The sequence below is a fragment of the Streptomyces sp. NPDC033216 genome (assembly GCF_055577115.1).
Window position 1 is genome coordinate 1 of record NZ_JBVIQK010000041.1, and the last position, 22,869, is coordinate 22,869.

Below are 22,869 nucleotides of genomic sequence, written 5' to 3' on the forward strand. Positions count from 1 at the left end.
TGGGGTTGCGCCCGTGCAGGTTCAGCGCCCGCACCGAATAGCCGCACGACCTCAGGTGACCGGCGATACAGGCCACCCCCAGGTTCTCCCGGACCTTCTCGTAGAAGAGGCGCATCGCCGGGTCCAGGCGGAGGTACTCCTCGTCGTTGATCAGGACGTTCTGGTTGTTGACACTGGAGAACCCGGTGAGGATCTCCCGTGGTGTCATCAGCACCGCGTCAGCCATCCGTACTCCACTCCATGCGCCCGGCCGCGCCCCCCGTCAGGAGGAACGCGGCGTTGTTGCCGCCGAACCCGAAGTTGTTCACCAGCACGGAACGAATCCCGTCACAGGGCTCCGGATCGCGCAGCACCCGCACATGCCGCGCGTCGAGGGGCTTGCGCAGCCCGGGGGTCCCCGGAAGCACCTGATGACGCAGGGCCCGGACCGCCACCACGACACCGGGGAAGACCGAGGCGTGCAGCAGATGGCCGGCCGCCCCCTTGTACGAACTGACCGGAACGCCCCGCCAGTCGTGCTCGGCGCCGACCTGGTCCAGCGCCAGCAGCTCGGCCTCGTCGCCCTGCCGGGTGCCGGGGGCGTGACCGTGGACGTAGTCGACGGTGGTGAGGCCGGCCATGGCCAACGCGTCGCGCATGCACGCGGCGCCGATGTGCGCGTTGAGCCGGCTGATGCCCTGCCCCGCCACCCGGCAGGAGATCCCGCTGAGCGTCGCCAGGGGCGTCTGCCCGCGGGCCGCCGCGCGCTCGGCGGTCTCCAGCACGATCACCCCGGCGCCCTCCCCGACGGTGACGCCGGAGCGGTCCTCGTCGAACGGGCGGGCGGCGGTCGTACTCGTCGCGCGCAGCACGTCGAGGCAGGCGTAGTCGTAGGCGTTGAGGGACGACACCCCGGTGACGACGGCCGTGTCCGCCAGGCCGCACAGCAGCCATTCGCGTGCCATGGCCAGCCCGAAGGCGCCCGACGCGCAGGCGTGGGCCACCAGCACCGCGTCCGGCGGGGCGACACCCGATCCGTCTCCGTCCCAGTCGGGCTCCACCGCGATCTCGTCGATCCGGGGGGCGTCGCCGACCTGCGGGAGGTGCGGGACCACCCCGGCCGACACCAGCAGGGTCCGGCCCGGCAGCTCGTCGAGTCCTGCCTCCCGCAGCGCCTCCGCGCGCGCCCGGTCCAGCAGCGCACGGCGTGTCGGGAGCCCGGGTGGCGCCTCCACCCGCGTCTGGCACACCGTCCTGCTGCGGAAGCGGGACGCGTCGAACCGGGTCGACTCGGACAGTTCCCGCCGGCCGTCCAGCAGGCCCTGCCAGAACGCGGTCCCCCCGTCACCGAAGGCGGTGACCAGGCCGGTGCCGGAGACGACCACGGACGATCCGCCGGGTCCGCCGGTCTGCGGGGCGCGGGCGCCGTCGGCGGCGGTCACCGGGACGGCCGCGACCCGGTAGCCGTCCTCGTGCGCGGCCCGTACGACCTCGCACACGACCATCGCGTCGTGCAGCCCCGCGGAGACGGCGCCCCACGCCCAGCGCACCGCTTGCAGGGTGGCCGCGCGCGGGCTGATCAGCACATGGCCCGTCCCGTTCCATCCACTGGCCTCCGCCAGCTCCTGGAGCAACTGCGCCGGCTCCGGGGTCATGGCCTCGGACGGCCGCAGCCGGCGGCCCCCCGCCTCCGCCTCCACGCACCGGCCGACGTACTGGGAGGTTGCCGCCACGCAGTAGTCCGTGGCCGCCATGACCACGGGCACACCGTCGCGCAGGGCGGCGGGCAGGCGGTCCAGCGCCGCGGACAGCACGTCGACGAAGGCAGCGGGCAGAGACTCTCGGGCGGCGAGGACGGACAGGTCCTGCCGGGAGCGGAGACCGTCCAGCGACCGCGGCGCCGTACCGCCCACGATCACCGTGCCTGCCTTCGGGTGCGTCATGACACCGCCGTTCCGGGTGCCAGGGCACGGTCCGCGGAACCGAGCCGCGCGGCCAGCTCGTCGAGGGAGAGTCGGCCGGCGAGGAAGGGACCGACGTCCGCGAGGCGCGCGTCGCCGTGCCGGTCGGCGACCCGCCGCCAGAACCTCGGCAGGAGGTCGCCGGTGTCCCGGCGGGCCGTCGGCAGGTGGTACGCGGTCTCGTCGAGCAGTTCGAAGGTGGCGCCCGCGGCGGCGAGCCGCAGTCCCAGTTCGAGGTCCTCGCCGCCCCACAGCTGTCCGTAGTGCTCGTCGAAGCCACCGACCCCTTCGAACACCGTGCGCCGGACGCTGGTACTGGTGCCGATGCAGCTCAGCCAGCGCAGCGGGGCGTACTCGGGTGACCGCGTCACCTGCCGGGCGGTCCTCTCGATGAACGAGCGGCGCGGCCCGAGAAGGGGGACGGCGGAGTCGAGGTCGGCGACGGTGGCGGGCTCGATCGTGCGGCCGCGGGCACCCGTCAGTGCCGTGTCCAGGGGCTGGGGTTCAGGCGTCAGCGCGAACGCGGACAGGTCGGTGACGGCGCCGTGCACCACCCTGGCACCGGCCCTGCGGTGGGCCGCGAGATGCGCCTCCAGGAGCCCCGGTGTGGCCATGGTGTCGTCGTCGAGGAAGAGCAGGAGCTCCCCGCGCGCCAGCCGGGCCCCGGTGTTGCGGGCGCAGGCCACCCCGCGCCCGCCCGTGGTGGTCGGCCGGACCGGCAGGCCCGCGGGAAGGGCGGACAGCACCTGTTCCACCGCACCGCGCTCCGGTGCGTCGTCGACGAGGACGACCTCGAACCGCTCACGGTCCAGGGTCTGGTGTCCCAGGGCCGTCAGGGTGAGCAGGAGTCGGGTGGTCCGGTCACGGGTCGGAACGACCACGCTGACCGCCACCTCCCCGGGCGCTCCACCCGGCCGCGCGGCCGCCGGTGTCATGGCCGTCACGTCAGGGAGCGGCTCTCGCCGGCCCTCTGCTGGAGGATGTAGGTGGCGAGGCCCTCGATGGAGAAGAGCGTCTCCTCCGTCAGGTCCTCGTCCTCGAAGACGACATCGAACTTCTCCTCGAGGATCAGCAGGTACTCCAGGGCGTCGAGGGAACTGAACCCGTACTGGTCCACGAGGCTGGCGTCGCCCTCCTGGGGTGCCACCCGGTGCTCGCCCTTGGTCATGCCCGCTGCGATCTCGTGGAGTTCCCGAATTAGCCCGGCGCGGTCCATCGTCTCTTGTCTCCCGTGGTGAAGGATCTCGGTCAAACCTTGGTGAACTGTTCGTCGAGCTGCTGCTCGGTCAGCCCGCGGAAGCGGTCCATGCGGAAGTAGTGCTGGAGGTCACCGCCGAATTCGGTCCGGTAGTAGAAGTCCGCGGTGTGGCGCTCCGGCTCCGTGCTCACCGTCTCTCCGCGTCGCAGCGCGGCGATCAGCCGGGGCACGGGATGGGTGAATTCCGTGTCGCTGCGCAGATACCAGCTTTCGCCGTACTTGTTGACGACCGGGAGGTCCTCCTCGGGACCCGATCCGTCGGGCAGCTGGCGGACCGGTTGGCACAGCAGGTCGTAGCGGAACACCTCGTCGAGGACCGGCAGCAGGTGCTCGGGCAGTGAGGGACGCATGGCCTCCTCCCACCACTGCCGCAGCAGCCGCTTGGTGAGCAGTCGCCAGACGTTGGGGTCGACGAGTTCACTGGCGGAGCTCGTCGGCCTGGCCACCGCGTGCAGTTCCCTGGCCTCGGGGTCTTCGCTCTCCTCGATCCAGTCGGAGAAGCTGAGGAGCACCTGTGACTGGGGGACGTCGGCGAGCGCGCGCAGGGCGACCCAGATGTTGTGCAGGAACAGACTCCGCGCCAGGACCCGGTTCCAGCAGATGAAGCGGAGCATGCGCTCGTTGTCGGCGAGTGTCATCGTTTTGTGGGAGAGCACGTAGTCGAAGTCGTCCTGCTCGCCGCGCACGGTCACCAGTCCGTGCTGTTCGCGCTTGTCGTGGTACTCGGTGTTCGGCAGCAGCATCAGCGGGTGGACCGCGATGAACGGCGTGTGCCGTGCCGCCCGGTCATAACCTTCCAGGAACGAGGTGACCGTCTCGCCCGGCGCCCCCCAGATCAGCTCCAGATACGGCGTGATGCCGTGGTCGGTCAGCCAGGCGACGAGGCTTTCCCAGTCGTTCAGCTTCATGTTCCGCCGGCGCATGAGATCCAGCACGGAGTCATCCATCGTCTGCAGGGCGAGGATGAAGGCGCTGTGCATCCCGGACTGCTTCATCTTCTCCATGATGCGGTAGAAACCGGGAGACTTGTTCTTGGCCCAGGAGGTTTCGAGTCTCTTAGGGAACCCGTATTTGCGGCGCACCCGGAGCAGATCGTCTAGGAATTCCTCGTCCTGTCGCAGGAGTCCGAAATTGGAGTCGGCGAGCATCAGGATTTCCGCGCCGTGCCGTCCCAGCAGTTCAAGTTCCTCACGCAGCCGCTCCCGCGAGAATGCCCGCATCTTCTGCCCGGTGGCGCCTCCCCAATAACAGAAGGCGCACTTGTACGGACATCCGCGGTTCGTCTCCATCAACGCGTAGTCGTAGCGGAAACGACCCTTTTCGTCGACCAGCGGTACCGCTCCGGTCAGAATGGGGGACGGCAGGATCTCGAGGTCCTGAATGCGCTCGCGTTCGGGGGTGGTGACCAGGTTCCCGTCGGCCTCGCGGAAAGAGATGCCGCTGATCTCGTGGAGTTCCCCGCGGTGGGCTCCGTCGAGGTAGCCGTTCAGCAGATCCCGGAAGATCAGCTCCCCCTCACCGTTCACCACCACGTCGACCTGGGGGAACATACGGAAGACCCGCTCGGCCTGGTGGGCGACGTGGTTGCCGCCGAAGACGACCCAGCCCTGCGGGTTCATCTGCTTGTACGTCTCCGCGAGGGTGCCGAAGGCGCGGAAGTTCCAGCCGAGGACGGAGAAGCAGAGGATGTCGGGACAGCCGTCCCGTATCAGGTCCCGGGCCATCGCGTTCAGACCGGCGTCGCCCGGGTAGTTCCTGATGGAGATGTCCATGCGGCGTCGAATGCGGTCGTCCGCCTCGGCGTAGGCCTTGAGGTAGCCGATCGCCAGCGGCATGGAGGCCGCGGAATTCCCCCAGACTCCTTGCTGAACAAGCAGTACGCGAGTCTCCATTCCCTGCCTCGTCCTCTAATCGCCCGACAGGCCAAATCGCACTTCGAGGCTACAGCAGAAGATTCCCGGCGCAATGGCGCCTCCGGAACCGGGCCGTCGGCGTGGCCTATTCCCTGCGTTTCGCACGTGTTCGGCCATGCCGACGGCTCGATGACGACGACCGTCCGGGCCCGGGACGGTCGCTCGCAGCGCCTCCGGGGACAGGGCTGCTGACATGGGAACTTCGTTGTGCCCGCGCCGTCGCGGCCCTGGCCGCCGCCGCGGTCCGGGGCGAGTCCCCGGAAGTGACCTGCGAAGCGAAATGAATGACCGGAAAGCTATCGTCCCGGTGGTTCCCGAAGAAGATGGTGACCATCCGGGCAAGGTATTTTCGGCCACCCGTCCCCCCATTTTCTGCCTCTTTGGATCGGGCTCTGGGCGCGCGTGAAGGCGATCTGTATGCTCCGTCCATATGGCGTCTGTCATTCGTCACCGCGGGCTCGGAGTTACATGACGAAGATTCCTGACACTTGGTGCCCGACGGCCCTGCCGCACGTGGAAACAGCCGACGGGGAGCTCCGTTTCATGGGGCGTCAGGTCGAAGGGCACGGCCACCTGTCGGACCGTGACGCCGCCCTGCTGTCCCACTGCGACGGCAGCCGGCCCCTCGACCGGTTCCCCGCGGCGGACCGCGAGACCATCGGCCTGTGGCGCCGGCACGGGCTGCTGCTCATGGCACCCCCGCTCACGCCCGGCCCCCCGGCCACCGAACCCGCGGTGGTCGTGTCCCCGCATCCGGACGACGCCGCGCTGGCCCTCGGCGGGACGGTGGCCCGGCAGGGAGCCCGGTTCCTCGACGTCTTCAGCGTCGAGACCTGGACCAAGGACCCGTACTACGCCGAACGCCCGGCGCTGACCCAGCGCCTGCTGCTGGACGAGGAGGGCGTCGCCGCCCGTGTGCTGCGCGCCCAGGTGGAGCTGCTGGGATTCGTCGACGCCGCCGACCGCGACCTCAGACGGGACCGGTTCTTCACCGATCCGGCCTGGTCCGACGGGTTCGCACGGGAGGAACCGCAGCTCTTCGACGCCCTCACCGAACGGCTCGCCCCCCTGCTGGACGGCGCCGGCCTGATCTACGCGCCCCTCGGCGTCGGAGGCCACGTCGACCACGTCGCCTGCCGGGAGGCGGTGCTGGAACTGGCCCGGACCGGTCGGCTCGGCACGGCGCGGGTCGCCTTCTACGAGGACCAGCCCTACTCCCTGTTCTCCTCCGCGGAGGAGACCGCGAAGAACATCGGCGCGCGCCTGGCCGAGCAGGGACTCGGCGCACTGCGCCCGGAGCTGCTGCCTGTGGACGACGAGGCGGCGCTCACCAAGTGCGAGGCGCTGGGCGCCTATCGCATCCAGGTACGCAAGGGCATCATCCAGCGCATCCGCCGGCACGGCGTGCGCCTGGCGGAAGGCTCCGGGTTCCCGGCCGCCGAGCGGATCTGGCTGATGCGCCTCTGACCCTCTCCCCACCCGACAAGCGACCGCGGCCCCGCCGCTCTGTGAAGGGTTTCCCATGTACGCACTGGCTCAGTCCCTGACACCGGCGGACCTCGAGGTCCTCGCGGAGGCATGCGCCGAGGTGGGTCTCGCCCTGCATGTCACGGACCCCGCGACGGGCCACGCCCCACCGCCCGGCGCGTTGCTGGTCTCCTTCCACCGGGTCGCCGCCGCCCGGCCGGACGACCTGTCGGTGGCGGACCTCAAACGCCGGGGCGGTTACGCCGTCGCCGTGCTGGACGGCGTTTCCGCCGCCGAGGTCCTGGCGGCGGTCACCGCCGGCTACAGCTTCACGCTGGCCAGCCCCCTACGGCGGTCCCGGCTCGTGGAGACCCTCAGCTACCTCAAGACGGTCACCCCGTCAGAGAACACCCAGGTGCTCACTCTCGCGAACGGCTCGCTGAGCTCCGCCGCGAAGTCGTCGCCCGTGACCGACGCCGAGGCGGGGCTGCTGCGCCTGCTGTCCGACCGGCCGGGCCAGATCGTCTCCCGCGAGGAACTCACCGAGGCCACGGGCGGGGAGGACGTGAACAAGGTGACGTCGGTCCTGAAGCAGAAGTTCCTGGACATCGACTCCGGTGCGAAGCTCCTGAAGATCCCTCACCTGGGCTTCCGCCTGGTCGGCACGGTCCGCGAGGGGGCCAACTGATGCGCGCCGTGGTGATCACCGGTGCCCCGGGCGTGGGCAAGACCCGGCTGGGTCACCAGTTGGTGACACGGTACGGCGTCCCGGCCGCCGCGATGGACTGCGATCCCATCGTCCATCCGTGGAACGGCGGCGAGGAGGTGTACGACCTGATGGCCTCGACCGTGCGTGCGGCCCTGCCCGTCTACCGGGAGTGGGGGGCTCGCGTCGTGATCGTCACCGGCGTGGTCCTCGCGGGCCGTGCCTACGAGCGTTTCCAGAAGGTGTTCGAGGAAGTCGGCGCGGAGGCGGTCTACTACGGCCTGCGGGCGGACGCCGAGGCGCTGGCCACCCGGATCGAGAGCGACGCGGGCGGCCGGCTGTTCGTGGAGGGCAGGCTGGCCGAGCGTCACCTAGACGCGGAGGTGCCCGACGTGCCCGGCGTCCGGCTGGTGGACACCACGCACCTGACGCTGATGGAGGCGGCCGACGCGGTCGCGGCTCTGGAACGCGCCGAGCTCGGGCCGCGGTGGCTCGGGGCGGCCGGCGCTCCGACGGTCACCGGATGACCCGGGGGTGGAGCCGTGGGCCGGCTCCACCCCCGGGTGCCGGGTCACTGGAAGCGGCCCACCGCCAGGCCCTCGCCGTCGAGTCGCACCGAGAGGACGAATCCGTAGTAGTGGGTGGCACCGATCCGAGTGACGTACTCCCGGACCTCGTCGCCGAGCGGGCCGGTGAGCTGCTGCTCCTCGTCGCGGGGCGCGAAGGCCGGCCAGCGCGGGGGCGTGGAGGGCCGCAGCAGCAGCCGCCCGGAGACCCCCAGGCGTCGCACTTCGGCCTCCAGCTCCGGGACGAAGAACGGCCCGCGCTCGTCCCCGTAGGCCGCGGCCTGCAGCAGCGCCTCACCTTCCTGGGTGAGGAGCCCGGGGACCTGGCGCAGGAGTTCCCAGAAGAACTCCAGGCCGTCCAGCCCCGCCTCGCCGGCCAGCCAGCCGAGCGAGCCGCGGCGCAGCGGGAGACAGGGCGGGTTCGAGACGACCAGGTCGAACCGGGAGTCCAGCGAGAGGGACATGATGTCCCCCTCGACGGCGGTCAGCCGGTCCGCCAGCCCGTTGATGTGGGCGTTGACCGTCGCGGCCGCCGTGCACTCCGGGTTGACGTCGACCGACAGCACCTCGGCACCGTTGCGGGCCGCCGACAGTCCGAGGATGCCGGTGCCGCATCCCAGGTCCAGGGCCGACCGGGCACCGCGGCGCGCCGCCACCAGCCGGGAGAGCGTCATCGAGTCGGTGCCGACCCAGGGCGCGTACGAGCCCGTGTCCCGTCCCGCCGCCCGCCAGGCGGCCAGCAGCGACATGCCGTCCCCGCGGACCAGGCAGTAGTCGGCCGACACCTTCCCGGACTCCTCGGAGAGCACCCGGGCGCGGAGCAGGAGGTCGAGCAGGGGTCCGGGGACCTCCGAGCGGACGTCGGACTCCGCCACCCGCTCCCCGAAGACGAACAGGGAGGACAGGACGGACTCGGCGGCCAGGGTGGTGGAGATCGCCGCCAGGGTCTCGGGGTTCCGCCACGGCGCCAGCTCACCGAGCCAGTCCCCGGCGAGCGTGAGCAGATCGTGCTGCGGGAGCGTGAGAAGCCTCTGCAGCCCGGCACCCGCGAAATCGTCGCCGGACATCCCATCCACGGAAATCATTTCGTCTCCTCGAGGCCTCGGTATGCTCTGGTCTTCTGGCATTCCGTCGCCCACGGGATCAGCTGGGTGACGGTTCCCCGGCCGGCTCGGAGACCGGCGTGAACGCCGATTTCAACTCCCGTAGCCGTTCCAGAGCGCGGGGTCCGGCGTACGGGGCGCAGCGCGCGATTTCCTGCTCGGAGATGCCGCCGAACAGATAGAGGTTGACCACGTCGATCGGTCCGGTGCAGCTCTTGCAGTACGGAAAGCGCGGCCGGGGCTGCATGAACATATCGTAGTGCTGGTGTTTCCCGAACTGTTCGTGGATGAGTTCGGGATTCTCCTTTATGTTGCCCATGGGTTTGAGCCAGGCGTACGGGCAGCAGGAGACGTCTCCCTGTCCGAAGAGTTGCACCATGGTGGCCGTCGCGTAACACCGCAGGGTACGGACGCCGGTGCGCAGTTGATTCCCGATGTGTTCCACGAAGGCCCGCGGGGGAAGCACCGCGGACAGTTCGTCGTAACGCTCGAGGAGTGGCGCGAAATGGTCGCCGAGGGGTGGTGCGTGGGTGGTCCTGGTCTCGCCGCGCACCGGGAAGAAGTAGAGCATCACGCCGCGCCCGTACCGCTCGAGCAGGAATTCGGCGAAGTCCGCCTGGCCGGTGGCGTTGAGGTCGCTGATCACCGACTGGATCTCGATGGGGATGCCCAGCTCCACCGCGTGGTCCAGGTGCCGCATGATGACGTCGAAGAGCCGGTGCTGCTTCGGCGGCAGCCGGTGGCCGTTCATCTCCAGCGTGTGGCCGTCGAGGGAGAGGCACAGCTGGACGTTACCCAGCGCGGCGAGCGCCTCCAGCCGGTGCGGCGTCAGGAAGGCGCCGTTGGTGATGACCTGCACGACCTCGTACTTCTCGCTGCACTCCGCGACGAACTCGGTGGAGCCTTTCAGCCAGAAGAACTCACCGCCACTCAGGCGCATGATGGGGCTGTCCACCTGACGGTGATAGGCGTCGAGGATCTCGTGCCAGTCCGCTCGCCGGTCGGTGGTCAGGCGCAGTCGGGCGTCCGGGACCTCCATGAGGAGGTTGAAGTCCTCGGTGAGGCAGTAGGAGCACCGCATCTGGCACAGTTGCTCCTCGATGACCATGTCGTTCATCAGGAGTTTGAGACGGTTCTGCCCATCGCGATGCGCGAACATCGCATCACGATAATGACTTTTCAGGGCCATGCCTTATCACCGCACCCAGGTCGTATTCGCGCATGACTCTTCCGTTGAGCGACGATCGTAACTTCACCTGGAAGACCGGGTCAATGAGGACTACCGGGGGCGCTGGCGGTCGGCTGGAACTCGACTTGATCCGGCCTGAGGATGGCTCATATTCGCCTGCTGACTGACCCGTTGTGACCGGGTAGCGTTACGCCCCACGTACTCGCCAAATCCGCAGACCTGCAACGGGAGTAAGGACGGCAGTATGCTCGCTCTGGGGCTCGGCGGTTCCAACCACGACTTCTCGGCCTGTCTCGTCGAGAACGGTGAGATCGCCGTCGGTATTGAAGAAGAGCGGCTGACCCGCCGCAAATACGCGGTCAATGTGAATTCTCTGGCGAACCAGTGCTGGCGGTACTGCCTGACGACGCACGGGGTCCGTCTCGCCGAGGTGGACGCGATCGTCGCGGACGACACCCTGCTGCCCAGCTGTTATTTCCCGTTCCGCAGCCGGACGACGCTCATCCGCCATCACATGGCGCACGCGGCCAGCGCCTTCCTTCCCTCGCCCTTCCCCGAGGCCGCGGTCCTCGTGGTCGACGGCGCCGGCAGCCTGTTCGAGGGCCAGGGCGTCGAGACCATGACCATGTCGGTCGGCAATGGCACGGAGATCACCGAGATCTCCAAGGTGTACGGGACCAACTGGAGCACCGACGGCCTGCGGGAGACCCGGGTCTACCAGGCCGGCGACAGCGACCACTCGCTGGGCTTCATGTACAAGGCGGTCAGCAGGGCCATCGGCTTCACCCTCTACGAGGAGGGCCCCTGGTACCTGACCGAGGACGGCAAGACCATGGGGCTGGCACCGTACGGGACCGACCGCTACCGGGCGGAGTTCCGGCGCCACCTCGACCTGCTGCCGGAGGGCCGGTTCGAGCTGCACCTGAAGGACGGCGGACTGCTGCACTTCGTCGAGCACGCCCTGGACGGACTTGAGGGGGACGAGCGCTTCGCGCGCGGCGCCGACCTCGCCTGGGCCGCCCAGGACCTGCTGGAGACCGCCGTCCTGCACGCCGCCGGCTGGCTGCACCGGGAGACCGGCCTCACCCGCCTGTGTCTGGCCGGCGGTGTCGTCCTCAACTCGGTCGCCAACGGCAAGATCCTGCGGAACACGCCGTTCACCGACGTCTTCGCCCAGCCCGCCGCGGGCGACAACGGCTGCGCGGTCGGCTGCGCCTACTACGGCTACCACGTCCTCGGCGAGCAGCCGCGGCCGCGCGGTCCGAAGGCCCCCCGCACGGCCCCCCGTCCGCAGCGCCACACCTACCTCGGCCGCCGGTACGGCACCGAGGAGATCCAGCGCGCGCTCGACGCCTCGGGCCTGCCCTACCGGCGTGTGGAGCGGCCGGCCCGGCTGGCCGCCGGCCTGCTGCCGCAGGGCGCGCTCATCGGCTGGTTCACCGGAGGCTCGGAGTTCGGACCGCGTGCCCTCGGTCACCGCAGCATCCTCGCCGACCCCCGCCGCGCGGAGATGAAGGACATCCTCAACAGCAAGGTCAAGCACCGCGAGGCGTTCCGTCCGTTCGCCCCCGCAGTCCTGGCCGACCGGGCCTCCGAGTACTTCGAGCTCGACATCGAGTCGCCGTACATGTTGATCGTCGCGCCGGTGCGGGACGACAAGCGCCGGGAGGTGCCGGCCATCACCCACGTGGACGGAACGGCCCGGGTCCAGACGCTGACGCCGGAGGCGAACGGCGCCTTCTACGAACTGGTGGAACGGTTCGGCGAGCTCACCTCCGTGCCCGTGGTGCTCAACACCTCCTTCAACGACCGCGGTGAGCCGATCGTGGAGACCCCCGAGCAGGCGCTGGCCTTCTTCGGGCCGAGCCAGCTCGACTATCTCTTCCTGGAGGACTTCGTGGTGGCGCACAGCGCGACGGACCTCGACACGGTGACGGAGGCAGGCGCGTGACGGGCGACCCGGGGATGCGGTACGAGACCTGGCGGGCCCTCGCCCTGTGGGGTGCGGAAGAGGAGGCCGCCGCCCTGGAGGTGATCCGGTCACGGTCGCTGTTCCGTTACTACGGGCCGGATCTGCGCCACCGGACCGACCTGTTCGAGGCCGCGTTCTCCGAGGTCGCGGGGGTTCCGCACACCGTCGCCGTGTCGTCGGGCACCGCCGCGCTCACCGCCGCGATGATCGGCCTCGGGATCCCGGCCGGGGCCGAAGTGATCGTGCCCGCCGTGACCTTCGTCGGCAGCGTCGGCGCCGTCGTCGCCGCCCGCGGCATCCCCGTCTTCGCCGAGGTCGACGACTCGCTGACCCTGGACCCCGCGCTGCTGGAGGAGCGGATCACCGAGCGGACCTGGGGTGTCATGCCGGTGCACCTCAACAACGTCGCCGCCGACATGGAGCCGATCCTGGAGGTCGCGCGGCGGCACGGACTGCGGGTGATCGAGGACGCGGCCCAGGCCGCCGGCGTCCGTTACGGGGGACGGCCCGTCGGCAGCCTCGGCGACGCGGGCGCGTTCAGCTTCCAGCTCGACAAGAACATCACCGCCGGTGAGGGCGGCGCGGTCACCACGACCGATGCCGACGTGTACGACCGGGTGGCCCGGTACCAGGACCAGGGCGGCCAGTTCACCACCTCCAAGGGCGCGACGCGCGGAACCGGCGACAGCCCGCCTTTCGTCGGCGTCAACCTGCGCATGACCGAGCTGACCGCGGCCGTCCTGTCCGCGCAGCTCCCCCGGCTGGTCCCCATGTGCCGGCGTCTGCGGGACGTGGCACGCCATGTGCGCGGCGAGATCGCTGATCTGCCGGTCCGCTGGCGGAGGCTGCCGGACGAGGAGGGATCGGGCGGCGATCTCACGCTGTTCCTCGACTCCCGTCTCCAGGCGCGCGCCTTCGTCGCCGACCTGAACGCCGCCGGCGTCCCGGCACACACCATGTACCAGGGGCAGCCGGTCACGGCCAACCGCGCCGTACGGGAAGGGCGGACACCCTGGGGCGTGGAGTGGGAGCGCCCCCCGCGCTACCGGACCAGCGAGGGACTCCTCGGCCGCTCCGTCACCATCGGTCTGGGTGCCGCCATGACCGACGAGGACGTCGACGCCGTCGTCGCCGCCTTCCGCAAGAGCTACCAGGACGTCACCGGGACCGGCTGAACGATCCCTGGGCGACCGAACCGTCCGACCGATGTGACCGAACGACCGTCACCGACACAAGCGGAGCGACGCGCCGACATGTCCCTGTACGACATACCCGTCCGCACACTCGCCGGGGAGCCCGGTGACCTGAGCCCCTACCGGGGCAAGGTCCTTCTCGTGGTGAACGTGGCCTCGCAGTGCGGCCGCACACCGCAGTACGCGGCGCTCGAGGAGCTGCACCGGCGCTACGGACCCCGCGGGTTCGCCGTCCTGGGCTTCCCCTGCAACCAGTTCGGGCAGCAGGAACCGGGCAGCCCCGAGGAGATCCAGGAGTTCTGCTCCACCACGTACGACGTCACCTTCCCCCTCTTCGAGAAGGTGGACGTGAACGGCGGGCGACGGCACCCGATCTACGAGATCCTCACCGCCGCCCACGATGAACGCGGGGTGGCCGGGGACGTCGAGTGGAACTTCGAGAAGTTCCTCGTCTCGCCCGACGGTGCCGTGGCCCATCGCATCGGGTCACGCGTCAAGCCGGACGCCCCCGACGTCATCGCCCGGATCGAAGCACTGCTGCCGTCCTGATCACCGCCCCGCGCCGGGCCGCGCCACGGAGAGTACGGGGTCCTCCGTCGTCCACCGGGCCCTGCGTACAGTGTGGCGCCGGGCATCATGGCTTCTCCCCTTCGCGCTGGGCCTGCGCCGGCAACGCCGCCATGACGGAGCTCGTTTGGTCCTCGGCCTGTTCAACGAGCGTGTGCAGCACGTCGTCGGCGGCGGGTCGAGGACCTGTCGCTGGAGGCGTTCCACCAGATCGGGGCCGGTGAGGTCCACTCGCGTCGGCCGGCGCGGGGCGATGATCGGCTTGATCGGACACCAGATCCACCCCGGGGCACGCTTCTGGGCGAACCTCAACTGGTTGCCCGACAGACGCGCGAGGTGCTCGACGAGCACCAGGGGTTCCGTGCCTTCCCGGTGACCCGGTTGCCGAACTCGTGCAGGCCCTCATCGTGCCGCTCGTGAGCGCGGACCAGGTAGGCGCAGTTCTCGTGTCGCTACGGCAGACGGACATGACGCGGGGGAGTGACACCTGATCAGGTGCTGCCGAAATAAATACGCACACCTCATTCGCGGAAGCGCGGCCGTTGTCCCTGGTGGATGGTCCGCCGTCGCAGTGAACAGGCGGTGCACCGCAGGGGACTTCCCCGCCGCTGACCAGGCCGACCATGCGCAGATGACACCTGGCCGTGGCTGTACGAGAACCGGGCCGATTCCGCACGCGGAGCACCGGCCCGCCTGACCGCGTCCCCATGGCTGTTTCGGACTCGGCGTGACCGCGTAGACGCCCCGACGCCGGAGCCGTCGGCCGGGGGGGCCGGGCTCCGGCGTCGGGGTTCGGGCCGGTGGGTCAGTGTTGGAGGAGGGCGATGCGGATCGCTCGCTCCACCCGGACCGCGGTGTTGGCGTGTCCCGCGGCATTGGGGTGGATCATCGTGGCGTGCTTGCCGATGGGACCGCAGTCCACCGACGTACCGGGGAACGTGGTGGGCCAGTAGGCCGCGGCGTCGCCGCAGATTCCTTCCATCCACTTGGTGCCCGCGGGCTGACAGGCGTCGTGGCCCTCGCTGGAGGAGTAGACGTTGACGTAGCGGTCGCCGAAGAACGACGAGGCCCGCTTGATCGTTTTGTTCAGCGGCTTGAGGACGTCGTCACGCAGCCAGTCGATGTCGGCGTGGGTGGTCGTGCCGAATTCGGTGAGGGACCCGAGGTCGCAGTCACTGGCCTCGGCCGGCATGATGGCCGGGTAGCCGACGTTGATCACTTTGGCGTTGGGCGCGGCCTGGTGTACCTCGGCCAGCATCTCGATGTACTCGGCCTGGACCCGGGCGAGCCTCTCTCGGATGCTCTCCACCCCCTCGGGGGGGTCGGTGAAGTACTCGCGGCAGGACTTGCCGATAGAGCCCTGCTCGAGGCACTTGGGGAAGATGTCGCCGAAGGGCAGGCTGTTGCCGCCGATGGCGATGGTCACGACGTCGGTCTCGTCGTCGAGCCCGGCCCGCTTGATCTGCGTGTCCACCGCGGGCCAGCCGTCGGCAGGGGTCTGGACCGGGCTGATCGGCGTCTGCTTGACCTTGGCGATGTTCGCGATGACGGCGCTGCTGCACGCGACGTTGGTCAGGCGGACGGACTTGCCCGGCGGGAACTCGGCGAGTTCCCGTTCGACCACGCTGGGGTAGGAGCCGCTGGTCCGGGCGCAGCCGTCCTGCGACGGATCCCCCAGCGGGGGAACCGGGTCGCCGACGAAGACGCCGGCGGTGAACGAGTCGCCGAGCGCGGCCCACTCGTACTGGTCGGTCGCCTCGGCGGAGCCGGAGGGTAAGAGCGTGGCCGCGGCGAGCGCGAGCCCCACAGCCAGGACTCGCGTGCGCGGGCGGGTGACAGGGTGTCGCATGGATCCTCCAGGATCAGCCGAAGACGTCCGGACGGCCGGAGCACGACGCCCGGAGCGGAACGCACCTCACTAAAATCATCCGCGCCGTCGTCCCGCCCTGTCCGGTGAATCGGTCCGCCATCATCCAATCGGACTAAGTGTCCGGATCTTTCACGCTGGCTCGGGCACAGCCTGCTAGTCTCGCGCGCGCGAGAAGAAGAAGACGTGAGCGACGGCGACGCGGAACGGCATCCGCAGCGCCGAGCCGCCGTCGACCGGCCCGGACGGTCCGACGGCTGACGCCCACCAAGCTGTCGTCCCGGACGAACAGGACCCGCACCGTCGGCACCACGCCACCGGCGGGCTCACCCTCCCTCCACCACGCCGGTCGTGGGAATGCCGCAGGCACTCAGCGTGTAGAGGGCGGGAAGGAGCAGCAGCGCGTACCGGCGCCGTGCCCACGCCCTCCTACGGCGAAGCATCACCACCCGACCCCTCGGAACGATGTGTTGCCGATGCTGCCCCTTGCGGTGCAGCTGGTGCGCGGGTAGGTGCCCAGACCGGCCGGCGTCTTGGACGGGTTGTGCTAGACGATCTCCAGGACCGCGGTCTTGGGGTCGAACTTCTTCCATACGAGGCGAGTCTCCCCGCCGAGGCTGGGAACTTGGCGTCGCTACGTTCCCGGCGACCACTGCGGTGACTACTGCCCGTCAGGCGCTGCTTGACCTTGCCACTGGCGGCAGGGTTGAACGCTGACCGGCATGAACAGCACCGCACTGCAGACCAGCAGGATCGTCGCCATCACCGGAGCCGGCACCGGGATCGGCCGGGCCACCGCCCGCGCCTTCGCCGCCGAGGGCGCCCACGTGATCGCGATCGGGCGGCGAGTCGAGCCGCTCAAGGAGACCGCTGCCGAGAACGGCCGGATCACCTCACTGAGCGCCGACATCACGGCCGAAGGCGAGCCCGATCGGATTCTCCAGGTCGTGCTGGAGACACACGGCCGGCTGGACGTGCTGGTCAACAACGCCGGCATCGTGCGCAGCGGCACCCTTGGCACGCTGACGCCCGAGATGATCGAGACTCAGCTCGCCACCAACCTCGTCGCCCCCACACTGCTGGCTCAGGCCGCCCTGCCGCTCCTGGAGGCGTCGGGCGGGGTGATCGTCAATGTCACTACGTCGGTGGGGCAGCGGGCCTGGCCGGGCAGCTCCGTCTATGCGGCGACCAAGACCGCTCTGGAGCTGCTGACCCGCAGTTGGGCGGTCGAGCTGGCACCCCGCGGGATCCGGGTGGTGGCAGTCGCTCCCGGCGCGATCGACACTCCGATCGGCGAGCACCAGGGCCTGACACCGGAGCGGATGGCCGCCGTGCGGAAGTGGCAGCTGGCGCACACCCCGCTGGCCCGGATCGGTCGGCCCGAGGAGGTGGCCTGGGCGATCACCCAGCTTGCCGCCCCGAATGCATCGTTCGTCACCGGAGTGGTACTCCCGGTCGACGGCGGAGCGGTCGTGGCGTGATAGGAGTGGCCCGGGAGGTGGGACGGGTGCGGATCGGTGAGCTGGCCAGGGCAACTGGGACGACCGCTCGTGCGCTGCGGCACTACGAGCAGGCCGGACTGATCTGTTCCGAACGGTCCTCCAACGGCTACCGCGTCTACGACGAGCGGACGGAGGTGCGAGTCCGCAACATCCGCCACCTGCTGGCTGCTGGGCTCACCCTGGACGACGTGCGGGTGTTCCTGCCGTGCCTGGATGGCGATGTGGCTGCGGCACCGCCCTCCGACAAGGGCCTGCGGGTCGCGCTGGAACGGTTGGCGGTGCTCGACCAACGGATCGCCGCCCAGACCAAGGCCCGCGACCGGCTGGAAGCGGCGTTGCGACAGGCAACCAGTGGCCGAATCCGCCCAGTAGTCGGATCGTCCGCCTCGGCGCAAAACAGCGGCTAGTACTGCAACGGTGTTTGTTCTGAGTGTTGGGCAGTTGTCGTGGGCGGTGTCCGCGTCGTGTTGCGGGGTCGTTGCCCGCTTGGCCCAGCCGCCCGCCGGCCTCACTGCTGACCTGGCCCGGCCGGTGGGGGGTCAGTAACCGGCGCCAGCCTTGACCGCTTTCGTGGCGAAGTAGCCGGAGAGCCAGTCGGCGGTGGCCTCCGAGTGGTGCGGCGCCTCGGCGAAGCCGGTGATGGCGAAGCCCGCCGCGATCTGCCCACCGAGCTGCTCGGTGAGCGTGTGGCTGTACTCCACCGGCGCGTCGAGGCCCCACAGCCGTTCCCGCTCGGCGGGCTCCAGGTGGGTGAGGTCGCTGTAGGGCAGGCGGTGGCGCACCACCAGCTCGCCGCGCGCCTCCAAGGACTCGGCGTCGAAGAGGTAGACGTCCGGGTTGAGGAAGCCGGACAGCAGCGTCCCGCCGGGGCGCAGCACGCGGTGGCACTCGCGCCAGACCGGCGCCAGCTCCGGGATGAACAGGTTGGAGACCGGGTGGACTACAAGGTCGAACGAGGCGTCCGGGAACGGGCTCAGGTCGCGCGCGTCGCCGAGCACGGTGCGTAGGTCGAGCCCCTCCCGCGCCGCGACCATCTCGTCCTGCGCCAGCTGGCGGGGCGAGTTATCGAAGACGGTCACCCGCGCGCCCGCCGCGGCCAGCACCGGACCCTGCTGCCCGCCGCCGGAGGCGAGGCAGAGCACGTCTCGACCGGCGATCTCCGGCGGGAACCAGGTCGGGTCGACCGGCTGGTACCCGATCAGGACGATGGACCACTGGCCGGCCCGCGCCTTCGCGATCACCTCGGGGCCGACCGGGCGTGACCACTCGTTGCCCTCCTCCACCTCGCGGTCCCAGGCGAGGCGGTTGTGCGCGACGGGGTCGACGGGAGTCTGGCTCATACGCCGTACCCTAATTGCTGCACCGCCCAAGTCCGCCGATGGCTCTCGGGCGGTGGGGTGCTTGTCGGTGGCGTCGATGTCGAGGTGGTCGGGATCGCAGGTGTCGCCGATCCCCCCGCGCCGCCGGCACCGGTCCGAGGAGTTCAAGAAGTTCCTGACCGAACTCGACCAGGAGGTGCCGACGCGCCTGGACGTGCACCTGCTACTGGACAACTACCCCATCACACCCACCGGCTCCTCCTGGCTCAACCTGGCCGAGCGGTGGTCCGCCGAGCTGACCAACAAGCGGATAGAACTCCTCGACTGTCCTGCCGCGTCCGCGGCGGGCGGAAGCGCAGGACAGGGCCGGTGCAACGTCTGCAAGACGTGCCGCCCCAGTGTGCCTCACGGGCCCGTAGGCCGTGGCGCACCGGGCGTCGGACGAGCACCGGTGAGAACAAGCCGCCGAATCCAAGACCTCAGAAAGGGAGGTGAGTGTCGCTTTCCGCGCGTGAGGCGGCTCGGTAGCGGGACGGCGGGATCCCGTACCGGCTGCTGCGGTCCTGCCAGGGCCCCCGTCTCGCCGAGCGGCCGCCGCTTCCCGTCGTGCTCGTGCGGTGGTAGGACGGGTCTGCAGTCGGCGTCTTGTTCGCGAACGTCCTTCTATAGAACGGGAGTTGGGCATGAGGGCACAGAACATCGACGAGGTCGTGGACGGACTCGCCGGGATCGTGCGGGAGGCCACCCGCGCCGGTGACCGGATCGGGTACTTCGCCGCGCTCTACCGCCAGGTGACCGTCGAGGTCCGCACGGCGATCCACAGTGGGCTGTTCGACGACGGTGAGCGCATGGACCGTTTCGACACGGCCTTCGGCAACCGCTACTTCGACGCGCATGACGCCTGGCGTCGCGACAGCCGCGGGCCGCGCTGCTGGCGCGAGGGATTCGGACTGCTGGACGACGCGGGCACCGTCATCATCCAGCACCTGCTGCTCGGCGTGAACGCGCACATCAACCTCGACCTGGCCGTCGCAGCCGCCCGGACCAGCCCGGGCGGGGCCATCCACGGGCTGCGACACGACTTCCTGCTGATCAACGACATCCTCGGCCGGGTGGTGCTGGCCGTTCAGGACTCGGTCGGCGCCCTGTCCCCGCTGCTGTCCCTGCTGGACCGGGTCGGAGCCCGCACCGACGAACGGATCCTCGACTTCAGTATCCGCCAGTCGCGCGAGGAGGCCTGGTACAACGCCGTCCTGCTGGCCGGTCAGAGCCAGGAGGAACGCGAGGCGACCATCGACCGCCTCGACGTCCGGGCCGCTGTGCTCGCCCGCCTGGTGGCACACCCGAGCGGTCTCATCCGTCCGGCCCTGGAACTGATCCGCGGCACCGAGAGCGATGACATACCGGCTGTCATCGCTCATTTGGACCACGCCATGGCGCGCCCCTCTGTCCCATAGCGACGCCAGGAAGCGTCTGCATCGGCGCAGACCACTCACCGACTGCCCAGGAGACAAGGCGTGCGTCCCGCCGCGCGCCGAGCGGCGCAACGTCGAGCGGTGGGTCAGTTCCAGACCACTCGCCCGAGCGCCGCCCTTCCCCGCGGGGCTGGAGGACGTGTACGCGGGGCTGCTGTGGACGGTGGAGCATGCGGAGGAGCTGGGCGTCGATCCAGGGCGGCTGGTCGTGTCGGGGCCCAGCGCGGGCGGTGGCCTGACCGCGGCCCTGACCCTGCTCGTCCGGGACCGCCGGCACCGGCCTGGCCCTCGACGATCCAGAGTCACCCTGACAAGCCGAAGTCAGTAAGGTGCGGTTCGTTTTCGAGCGCAGCTCGCGCTCAAGCGGTGACGGTGTGGTTCCGCGGCCGGGGGAGGCGCGGTCGTGCTCGCGGGCGGCGTGGAAGCACCAGGCCCTGCCGCTTACCCGCGGCTCCTGTCGGCTCGTCAGTTCCCGCGCGGGGCCGGTTTGATCATGGTTGAATGCTGCGTCGCGGCGCTCGGGGTGGTGATGCCGCGCGCCCGTCCTTTCGTCGCAATGTGATGCGGGTCGCACCGACCGCATGTCACGAACGGAAGGGCAGCTTGCGTCTGGTGGTCGTCCGCACGGCGGGAACGACCGACACGAAAGAGGCAGCAGAGCGATGAATGCGACAGCAGTGCAGCGGCACGAGGTCCTGGTTCTGGGCGCTGGTTATGCCGGGCTCTCGGCCGCGATCCAGCTCGCGGCCCGCGCCAGGAAGCGTGGGAACCTGCGAGTGACACTGGTCAACCCGTACGACACCTTCACCGAGCGGCTCCGACTGCACATGACCGCCACCGGCCAGGAGACTGCCGAGATGAACATCCCAGAGCTGTTGGACGGCACCGGGGCCGGCTTCGTCCGCGGCTGGGTCACCGCCGTGGACGCCGAGGAGAGGACCGTACGGATCGACGACGACCGGGTCCTGCGCTACGACACCCTGATCTACGGCTTGGGCAGCGTCGCGAACACCGTCGCCGTCCCCGGCGTGGACGACCACGCCTACACCCTCGACAGCCCACAGGACGCCGCCCTCCTCGCCTGCCGGCTGACCCGGCTCGACGGCGGGACCGTCGTAATCGGTGGCAGCGGCCTCACCGGCGTCGAGGCCGCCGCGGAGATCGCCGAGCGCCACCCGGAGCTCCAGGTGGTGCTGCTGGGCCGGCAGGAGCCGGGCGCGAGCATGCACCCGAAGGCCAAGGCCCACCTGGACGCGGCGCTCGCCCGGCTCGGCGTGCAGGTGCGCAGCGGCGTCGAGGTGGTCAAGGTGCTGCCGGACAGCGTCGAGCTCGCGGACGGCTCCAGCATCCGGGCGGCCGCGGTGCTGTGGACCAGCGGCACCCGTGTCTCGCCGCTGGCCGCCGGCGCCGGCCTGACCGTCGACGAGCGCGGCCGGGTGGTCACCGACAGCGCGCTGCGCTCGGTCTCCCACCCCGACGTCTACGCCGTGGGTGATGCGGCGGCGATCCGCCAGGGCTACGGCGTGATGCACGGGACCTGCCAGGGCGGCATGCCCACCGGCGTGCACGCGGCCCTCTCGATCCTGCGGGTGCTGGCCGGCAAGGAGCCCAAGCCCTTCCGCTTCGGCTACTACCACACACCCGTCAGCCTGGGCCGCAACGACGCCGTCGTGCAGTTCACCCACCCCGACGACAGCCCGCGCCGGATCGTGCTGACCGGCAAGCGGGCCGCCAAGTACAAGGAGACGGTCACCGCCGCGCCGTGGCCGACCTTCGCCCGCATGAAGAAGATGCCCGCCTCGGGCGCGTTCTGGCCGCACGGCGGCCGCTACACCCGGACACGGAGCGCCAAGTGACCCAGCCGCGACAGCTCGCCCCCGACCAGCTCGCCTTCCAGCAGTACCGCACCCTGCTCTTCTCCGTCGCCTACCGCATCCTCGGCACCGCCGCCGACGCCGAGGACGTGGTCCAGGACGCCTGGCTCAAGTGGTCGGCGGCCGACCGTTCCCAGGTCGCCGACCCCAAGGCCTACCTGACCCGGATCGTCTCCAACCTGGCGATGGAGCGGCTGCGTTCGACCCGCCACCAGCGCGAGACCTACGTCGGGCCATGGCTCCCCGAGCCGATCCTCACCGGCCCGGACACCGCCGACGGCGTCGCTGCGGCGGACTCGGTGTCCATGGCCCTGCTGGTCGTGCTGGAGACGCTGAGCCCCCTGGAACGCGCGGTCTTCGTGTTGAAGGAGGCATTCGCCTTCAGCTACGGGGAGATCGCGGAGGCGGTGGAACGCTCGGAGCCGGCGGTTCGGCAGGCCGCGCACCGCGCCCGCGAGCACGTCCAGGCCCGCCGGCCCCGTTTCGCCGCGGACCGAACCCGGCAACGCCACGTCACCGAGCGTTTCTTCGCGGCGGCGACGGGTGGCGACATCAACACCCTCATGGAGCTGCTCTCACCGGACGTGACGCTGTGGACCGATGGCGGCGGCAAGGTCCGCCAGGCCCTCAAGCCGGTTGTGGGCCTGGAGACCGTGGCCCGTTGGTTCGCCGCGCTCGGCACCGAGACCTACCAGGGCATTGAGCCTGGGCAGATGCGGGCAGAACTCACCTGGATCAACGGCGGCCCGGGCGTGGTCTTCCACGGCCCGGACCGTGTGGTCGCGACGCTGACCTTCGATTTCGACCCGGAAGGCCGCATCTCGACCATCCACAACGTGGCCAACCCCGACAAGCTCCACGCCGTCACCGACGGCACTCGGCACGACCTCTCCTGACCGTCCGCTCGATATCGACGCCCCACAGGTCGGTGAGGGTGAGCGGCCCTCCGGTGAGGCCG

19 protein-coding genes and 2 pseudogenes are annotated in these 22,869 nt (G+C 70.1%); 12 read left to right on the forward strand and 9 right to left on the reverse strand.

Features of this window, described 5'->3' with window-relative positions:
* The 5 genes and pseudogenes from ACZ5Y0_RS35300 to ACZ5Y0_RS35320 all read right to left on the reverse strand — a co-directional run.
* Positions 1-226, reverse strand: a pseudogene (locus tag ACZ5Y0_RS35300) (B12-binding domain-containing radical SAM protein); the annotation flags it as partial.
* Positions 219-1,922 (reverse strand): beta-ketoacyl synthase N-terminal-like domain-containing protein, encoded by a 1,704-nt coding sequence (locus ACZ5Y0_RS35305; RefSeq protein ID WP_469132733.1) that lies wholly within the window; start codon positions 1,920-1,922, stop codon positions 219-221. The pseudogene ACZ5Y0_RS35300 and the gene ACZ5Y0_RS35305, both read right to left, overlap by 8 nt.
* Positions 1,919-2,821: a glycosyltransferase family 2 protein gene (locus ACZ5Y0_RS35310; RefSeq protein WP_469132734.1), complete on the reverse strand. Its 903-nt coding sequence runs from the start codon at positions 2,819-2,821 to the stop codon at positions 1,919-1,921. Before ACZ5Y0_RS35310 ends, ACZ5Y0_RS35305 begins: the two co-directional genes overlap by 4 nt.
* Before the next feature lie 59 nt (positions 2,822-2,880).
* Positions 2,881-3,156, reverse strand: a complete 276-nt coding sequence (locus tag ACZ5Y0_RS35315; RefSeq protein WP_469132735.1) for an acyl carrier protein — start codon at positions 3,154-3,156, stop codon at positions 2,881-2,883.
* 32 nt (positions 3,157-3,188) lie between these two features.
* Positions 3,189-5,090 carry a KedN5 family methylcobalamin-dependent radical SAM C-methyltransferase gene (locus ACZ5Y0_RS35320; RefSeq protein ID WP_469132736.1) on the reverse strand — a complete coding sequence of 634 codons (1,902 nt, stop codon included), beginning with the start codon at positions 5,088-5,090 and terminating at the stop codon, positions 3,189-3,191.
* A gap of 564 nt (positions 5,091-5,654) precedes the next feature.
* On the opposite strand from ACZ5Y0_RS35320, the gene ACZ5Y0_RS35325 reads away from it, so the two are divergent.
* The 3 genes from ACZ5Y0_RS35325 to ACZ5Y0_RS35335 are packed head-to-tail and all read left to right on the forward strand — an operon-like array spanning position 5,655 to position 7,811.
* A complete protein-coding gene (locus ACZ5Y0_RS35325) occupies positions 5,655-6,578 on the forward strand; it encodes a PIG-L deacetylase family protein (protein ID WP_469132737.1) in 924 nt (307 codons plus the stop codon).
* A gap of 55 nt (positions 6,579-6,633) precedes the next feature.
* Positions 6,634-7,266: a winged helix-turn-helix domain-containing protein gene (locus ACZ5Y0_RS35330; RefSeq protein WP_469132738.1), complete on the forward strand. Its 633-nt coding sequence runs from the start codon at positions 6,634-6,636 to the stop codon at positions 7,264-7,266.
* Positions 7,266-7,811, forward strand: coding sequence for a P-loop nucleotide/nucleoside kinase family protein (locus ACZ5Y0_RS35335; protein WP_469132739.1), 546 nt, complete (start codon positions 7,266-7,268; stop codon positions 7,809-7,811). The genes ACZ5Y0_RS35330 and ACZ5Y0_RS35335 overlap by 1 nt, the downstream gene beginning before the upstream one ends.
* Positions 7,812-7,855: 44 nt before the next feature.
* Here ACZ5Y0_RS35335 and ACZ5Y0_RS35340 read toward each other — a convergent pair whose 3' ends face one another.
* Positions 7,856-8,935, reverse strand: a complete 1,080-nt coding sequence (locus ACZ5Y0_RS35340; protein WP_469132740.1) for a methyltransferase — start codon at positions 8,933-8,935, stop codon at positions 7,856-7,858.
* A gap of 58 nt (positions 8,936-8,993) precedes the next feature.
* Positions 8,994-10,112 carry a radical SAM protein gene (locus ACZ5Y0_RS35345; RefSeq protein ID WP_469132741.1) on the reverse strand — a complete coding sequence of 373 codons (1,119 nt, stop codon included), beginning with the start codon at positions 10,110-10,112 and terminating at the stop codon, positions 8,994-8,996.
* Between the two features lie 274 nt (positions 10,113-10,386).
* On the opposite strand from ACZ5Y0_RS35345, the gene ACZ5Y0_RS35350 reads away from it, so the two are divergent.
* The 3 genes from ACZ5Y0_RS35350 (at position 10,387) to ACZ5Y0_RS35360 (ending at position 13,856) form a co-directional block, all read left to right on the forward strand.
* Positions 10,387-12,093: a carbamoyltransferase family protein gene (locus ACZ5Y0_RS35350; RefSeq protein ID WP_469132742.1), complete on the forward strand. Its 1,707-nt coding sequence runs from the start codon at positions 10,387-10,389 to the stop codon at positions 12,091-12,093.
* Entirely contained in the window at positions 12,090-13,289 is a 1,200-nt protein-coding gene (locus ACZ5Y0_RS35355; protein ID WP_469132743.1) for a DegT/DnrJ/EryC1/StrS family aminotransferase, read from the forward strand. The genes ACZ5Y0_RS35350 and ACZ5Y0_RS35355 overlap by 4 nt, the downstream gene beginning before the upstream one ends.
* 78 nt (positions 13,290-13,367) lie before the next feature.
* Positions 13,368-13,856, forward strand: a complete 489-nt coding sequence (locus tag ACZ5Y0_RS35360; RefSeq protein WP_469132744.1) for a glutathione peroxidase — start codon at positions 13,368-13,370, stop codon at positions 13,854-13,856.
* 823 nt (positions 13,857-14,679) lie between these two features.
* Here ACZ5Y0_RS35360 and ACZ5Y0_RS35365 read toward each other — a convergent pair.
* Complete coding sequence (locus ACZ5Y0_RS35365) at positions 14,680-15,723, reverse strand: SGNH/GDSL hydrolase family protein (RefSeq protein WP_469132745.1); 1,044 nt, start codon at positions 15,721-15,723, stop codon at positions 14,680-14,682.
* A 740-nt stretch (positions 15,724-16,463) separates the two neighbouring features.
* Here ACZ5Y0_RS35365 and ACZ5Y0_RS35370 point away from each other — a divergent pair.
* Together ACZ5Y0_RS35370 and ACZ5Y0_RS35375 are read left to right on the forward strand one after the other, a co-directional pair.
* Positions 16,464-17,222: an SDR family NAD(P)-dependent oxidoreductase gene (locus ACZ5Y0_RS35370; protein ID WP_469132746.1), complete on the forward strand. Its 759-nt coding sequence runs from the start codon at positions 16,464-16,466 to the stop codon at positions 17,220-17,222.
* A gap of 26 nt (positions 17,223-17,248) precedes the next feature.
* On the forward strand, positions 17,249-17,650 hold the full coding sequence (locus ACZ5Y0_RS35375) for a MerR family transcriptional regulator (protein WP_469132747.1): 402 nt from the start codon (positions 17,249-17,251) through the stop codon (positions 17,648-17,650).
* A 132-nt stretch (positions 17,651-17,782) separates the two neighbouring features.
* On the opposite strand, the gene ACZ5Y0_RS35380 is transcribed toward ACZ5Y0_RS35375, so the two are convergent.
* A complete protein-coding gene (locus ACZ5Y0_RS35380; protein ID WP_469132748.1) occupies positions 17,783-18,583 on the reverse strand; it encodes a class I SAM-dependent methyltransferase in 801 nt (266 codons plus the stop codon).
* A gap of 662 nt (positions 18,584-19,245) precedes the next feature.
* Between ACZ5Y0_RS35380 and ACZ5Y0_RS35385 the strand changes: the two genes are divergently transcribed.
* The 4 genes and pseudogenes from ACZ5Y0_RS35385 (at position 19,246) to ACZ5Y0_RS35400 (ending at position 22,807) form a co-directional block, all read left to right on the forward strand.
* Positions 19,246-20,019, forward strand: coding sequence for a DUF5995 family protein (locus ACZ5Y0_RS35385; protein WP_469132749.1), 774 nt, complete (start codon positions 19,246-19,248; stop codon positions 20,017-20,019).
* Positions 20,020-20,137: 118 nt separating this feature from the next.
* A pseudogene (locus ACZ5Y0_RS35390) lies at positions 20,138-20,329 on the forward strand (alpha/beta hydrolase); the annotation flags it as partial.
* 370 nt (positions 20,330-20,699) lie between these two features.
* Positions 20,700-21,893: an NAD(P)/FAD-dependent oxidoreductase gene (locus ACZ5Y0_RS35395; RefSeq protein ID WP_469132750.1), complete on the forward strand. Its 1,194-nt coding sequence runs from the start codon at positions 20,700-20,702 to the stop codon at positions 21,891-21,893.
* Positions 21,890-22,807 carry an RNA polymerase sigma-70 factor gene (locus ACZ5Y0_RS35400; RefSeq protein ID WP_469132751.1) on the forward strand — a complete coding sequence of 306 codons (918 nt, stop codon included), beginning with the start codon at positions 21,890-21,892 and terminating at the stop codon, positions 22,805-22,807. The genes ACZ5Y0_RS35395 and ACZ5Y0_RS35400 overlap by 4 nt, the downstream gene beginning before the upstream one ends.
* Positions 22,808-22,869: the final 62 nt, after the last annotated feature.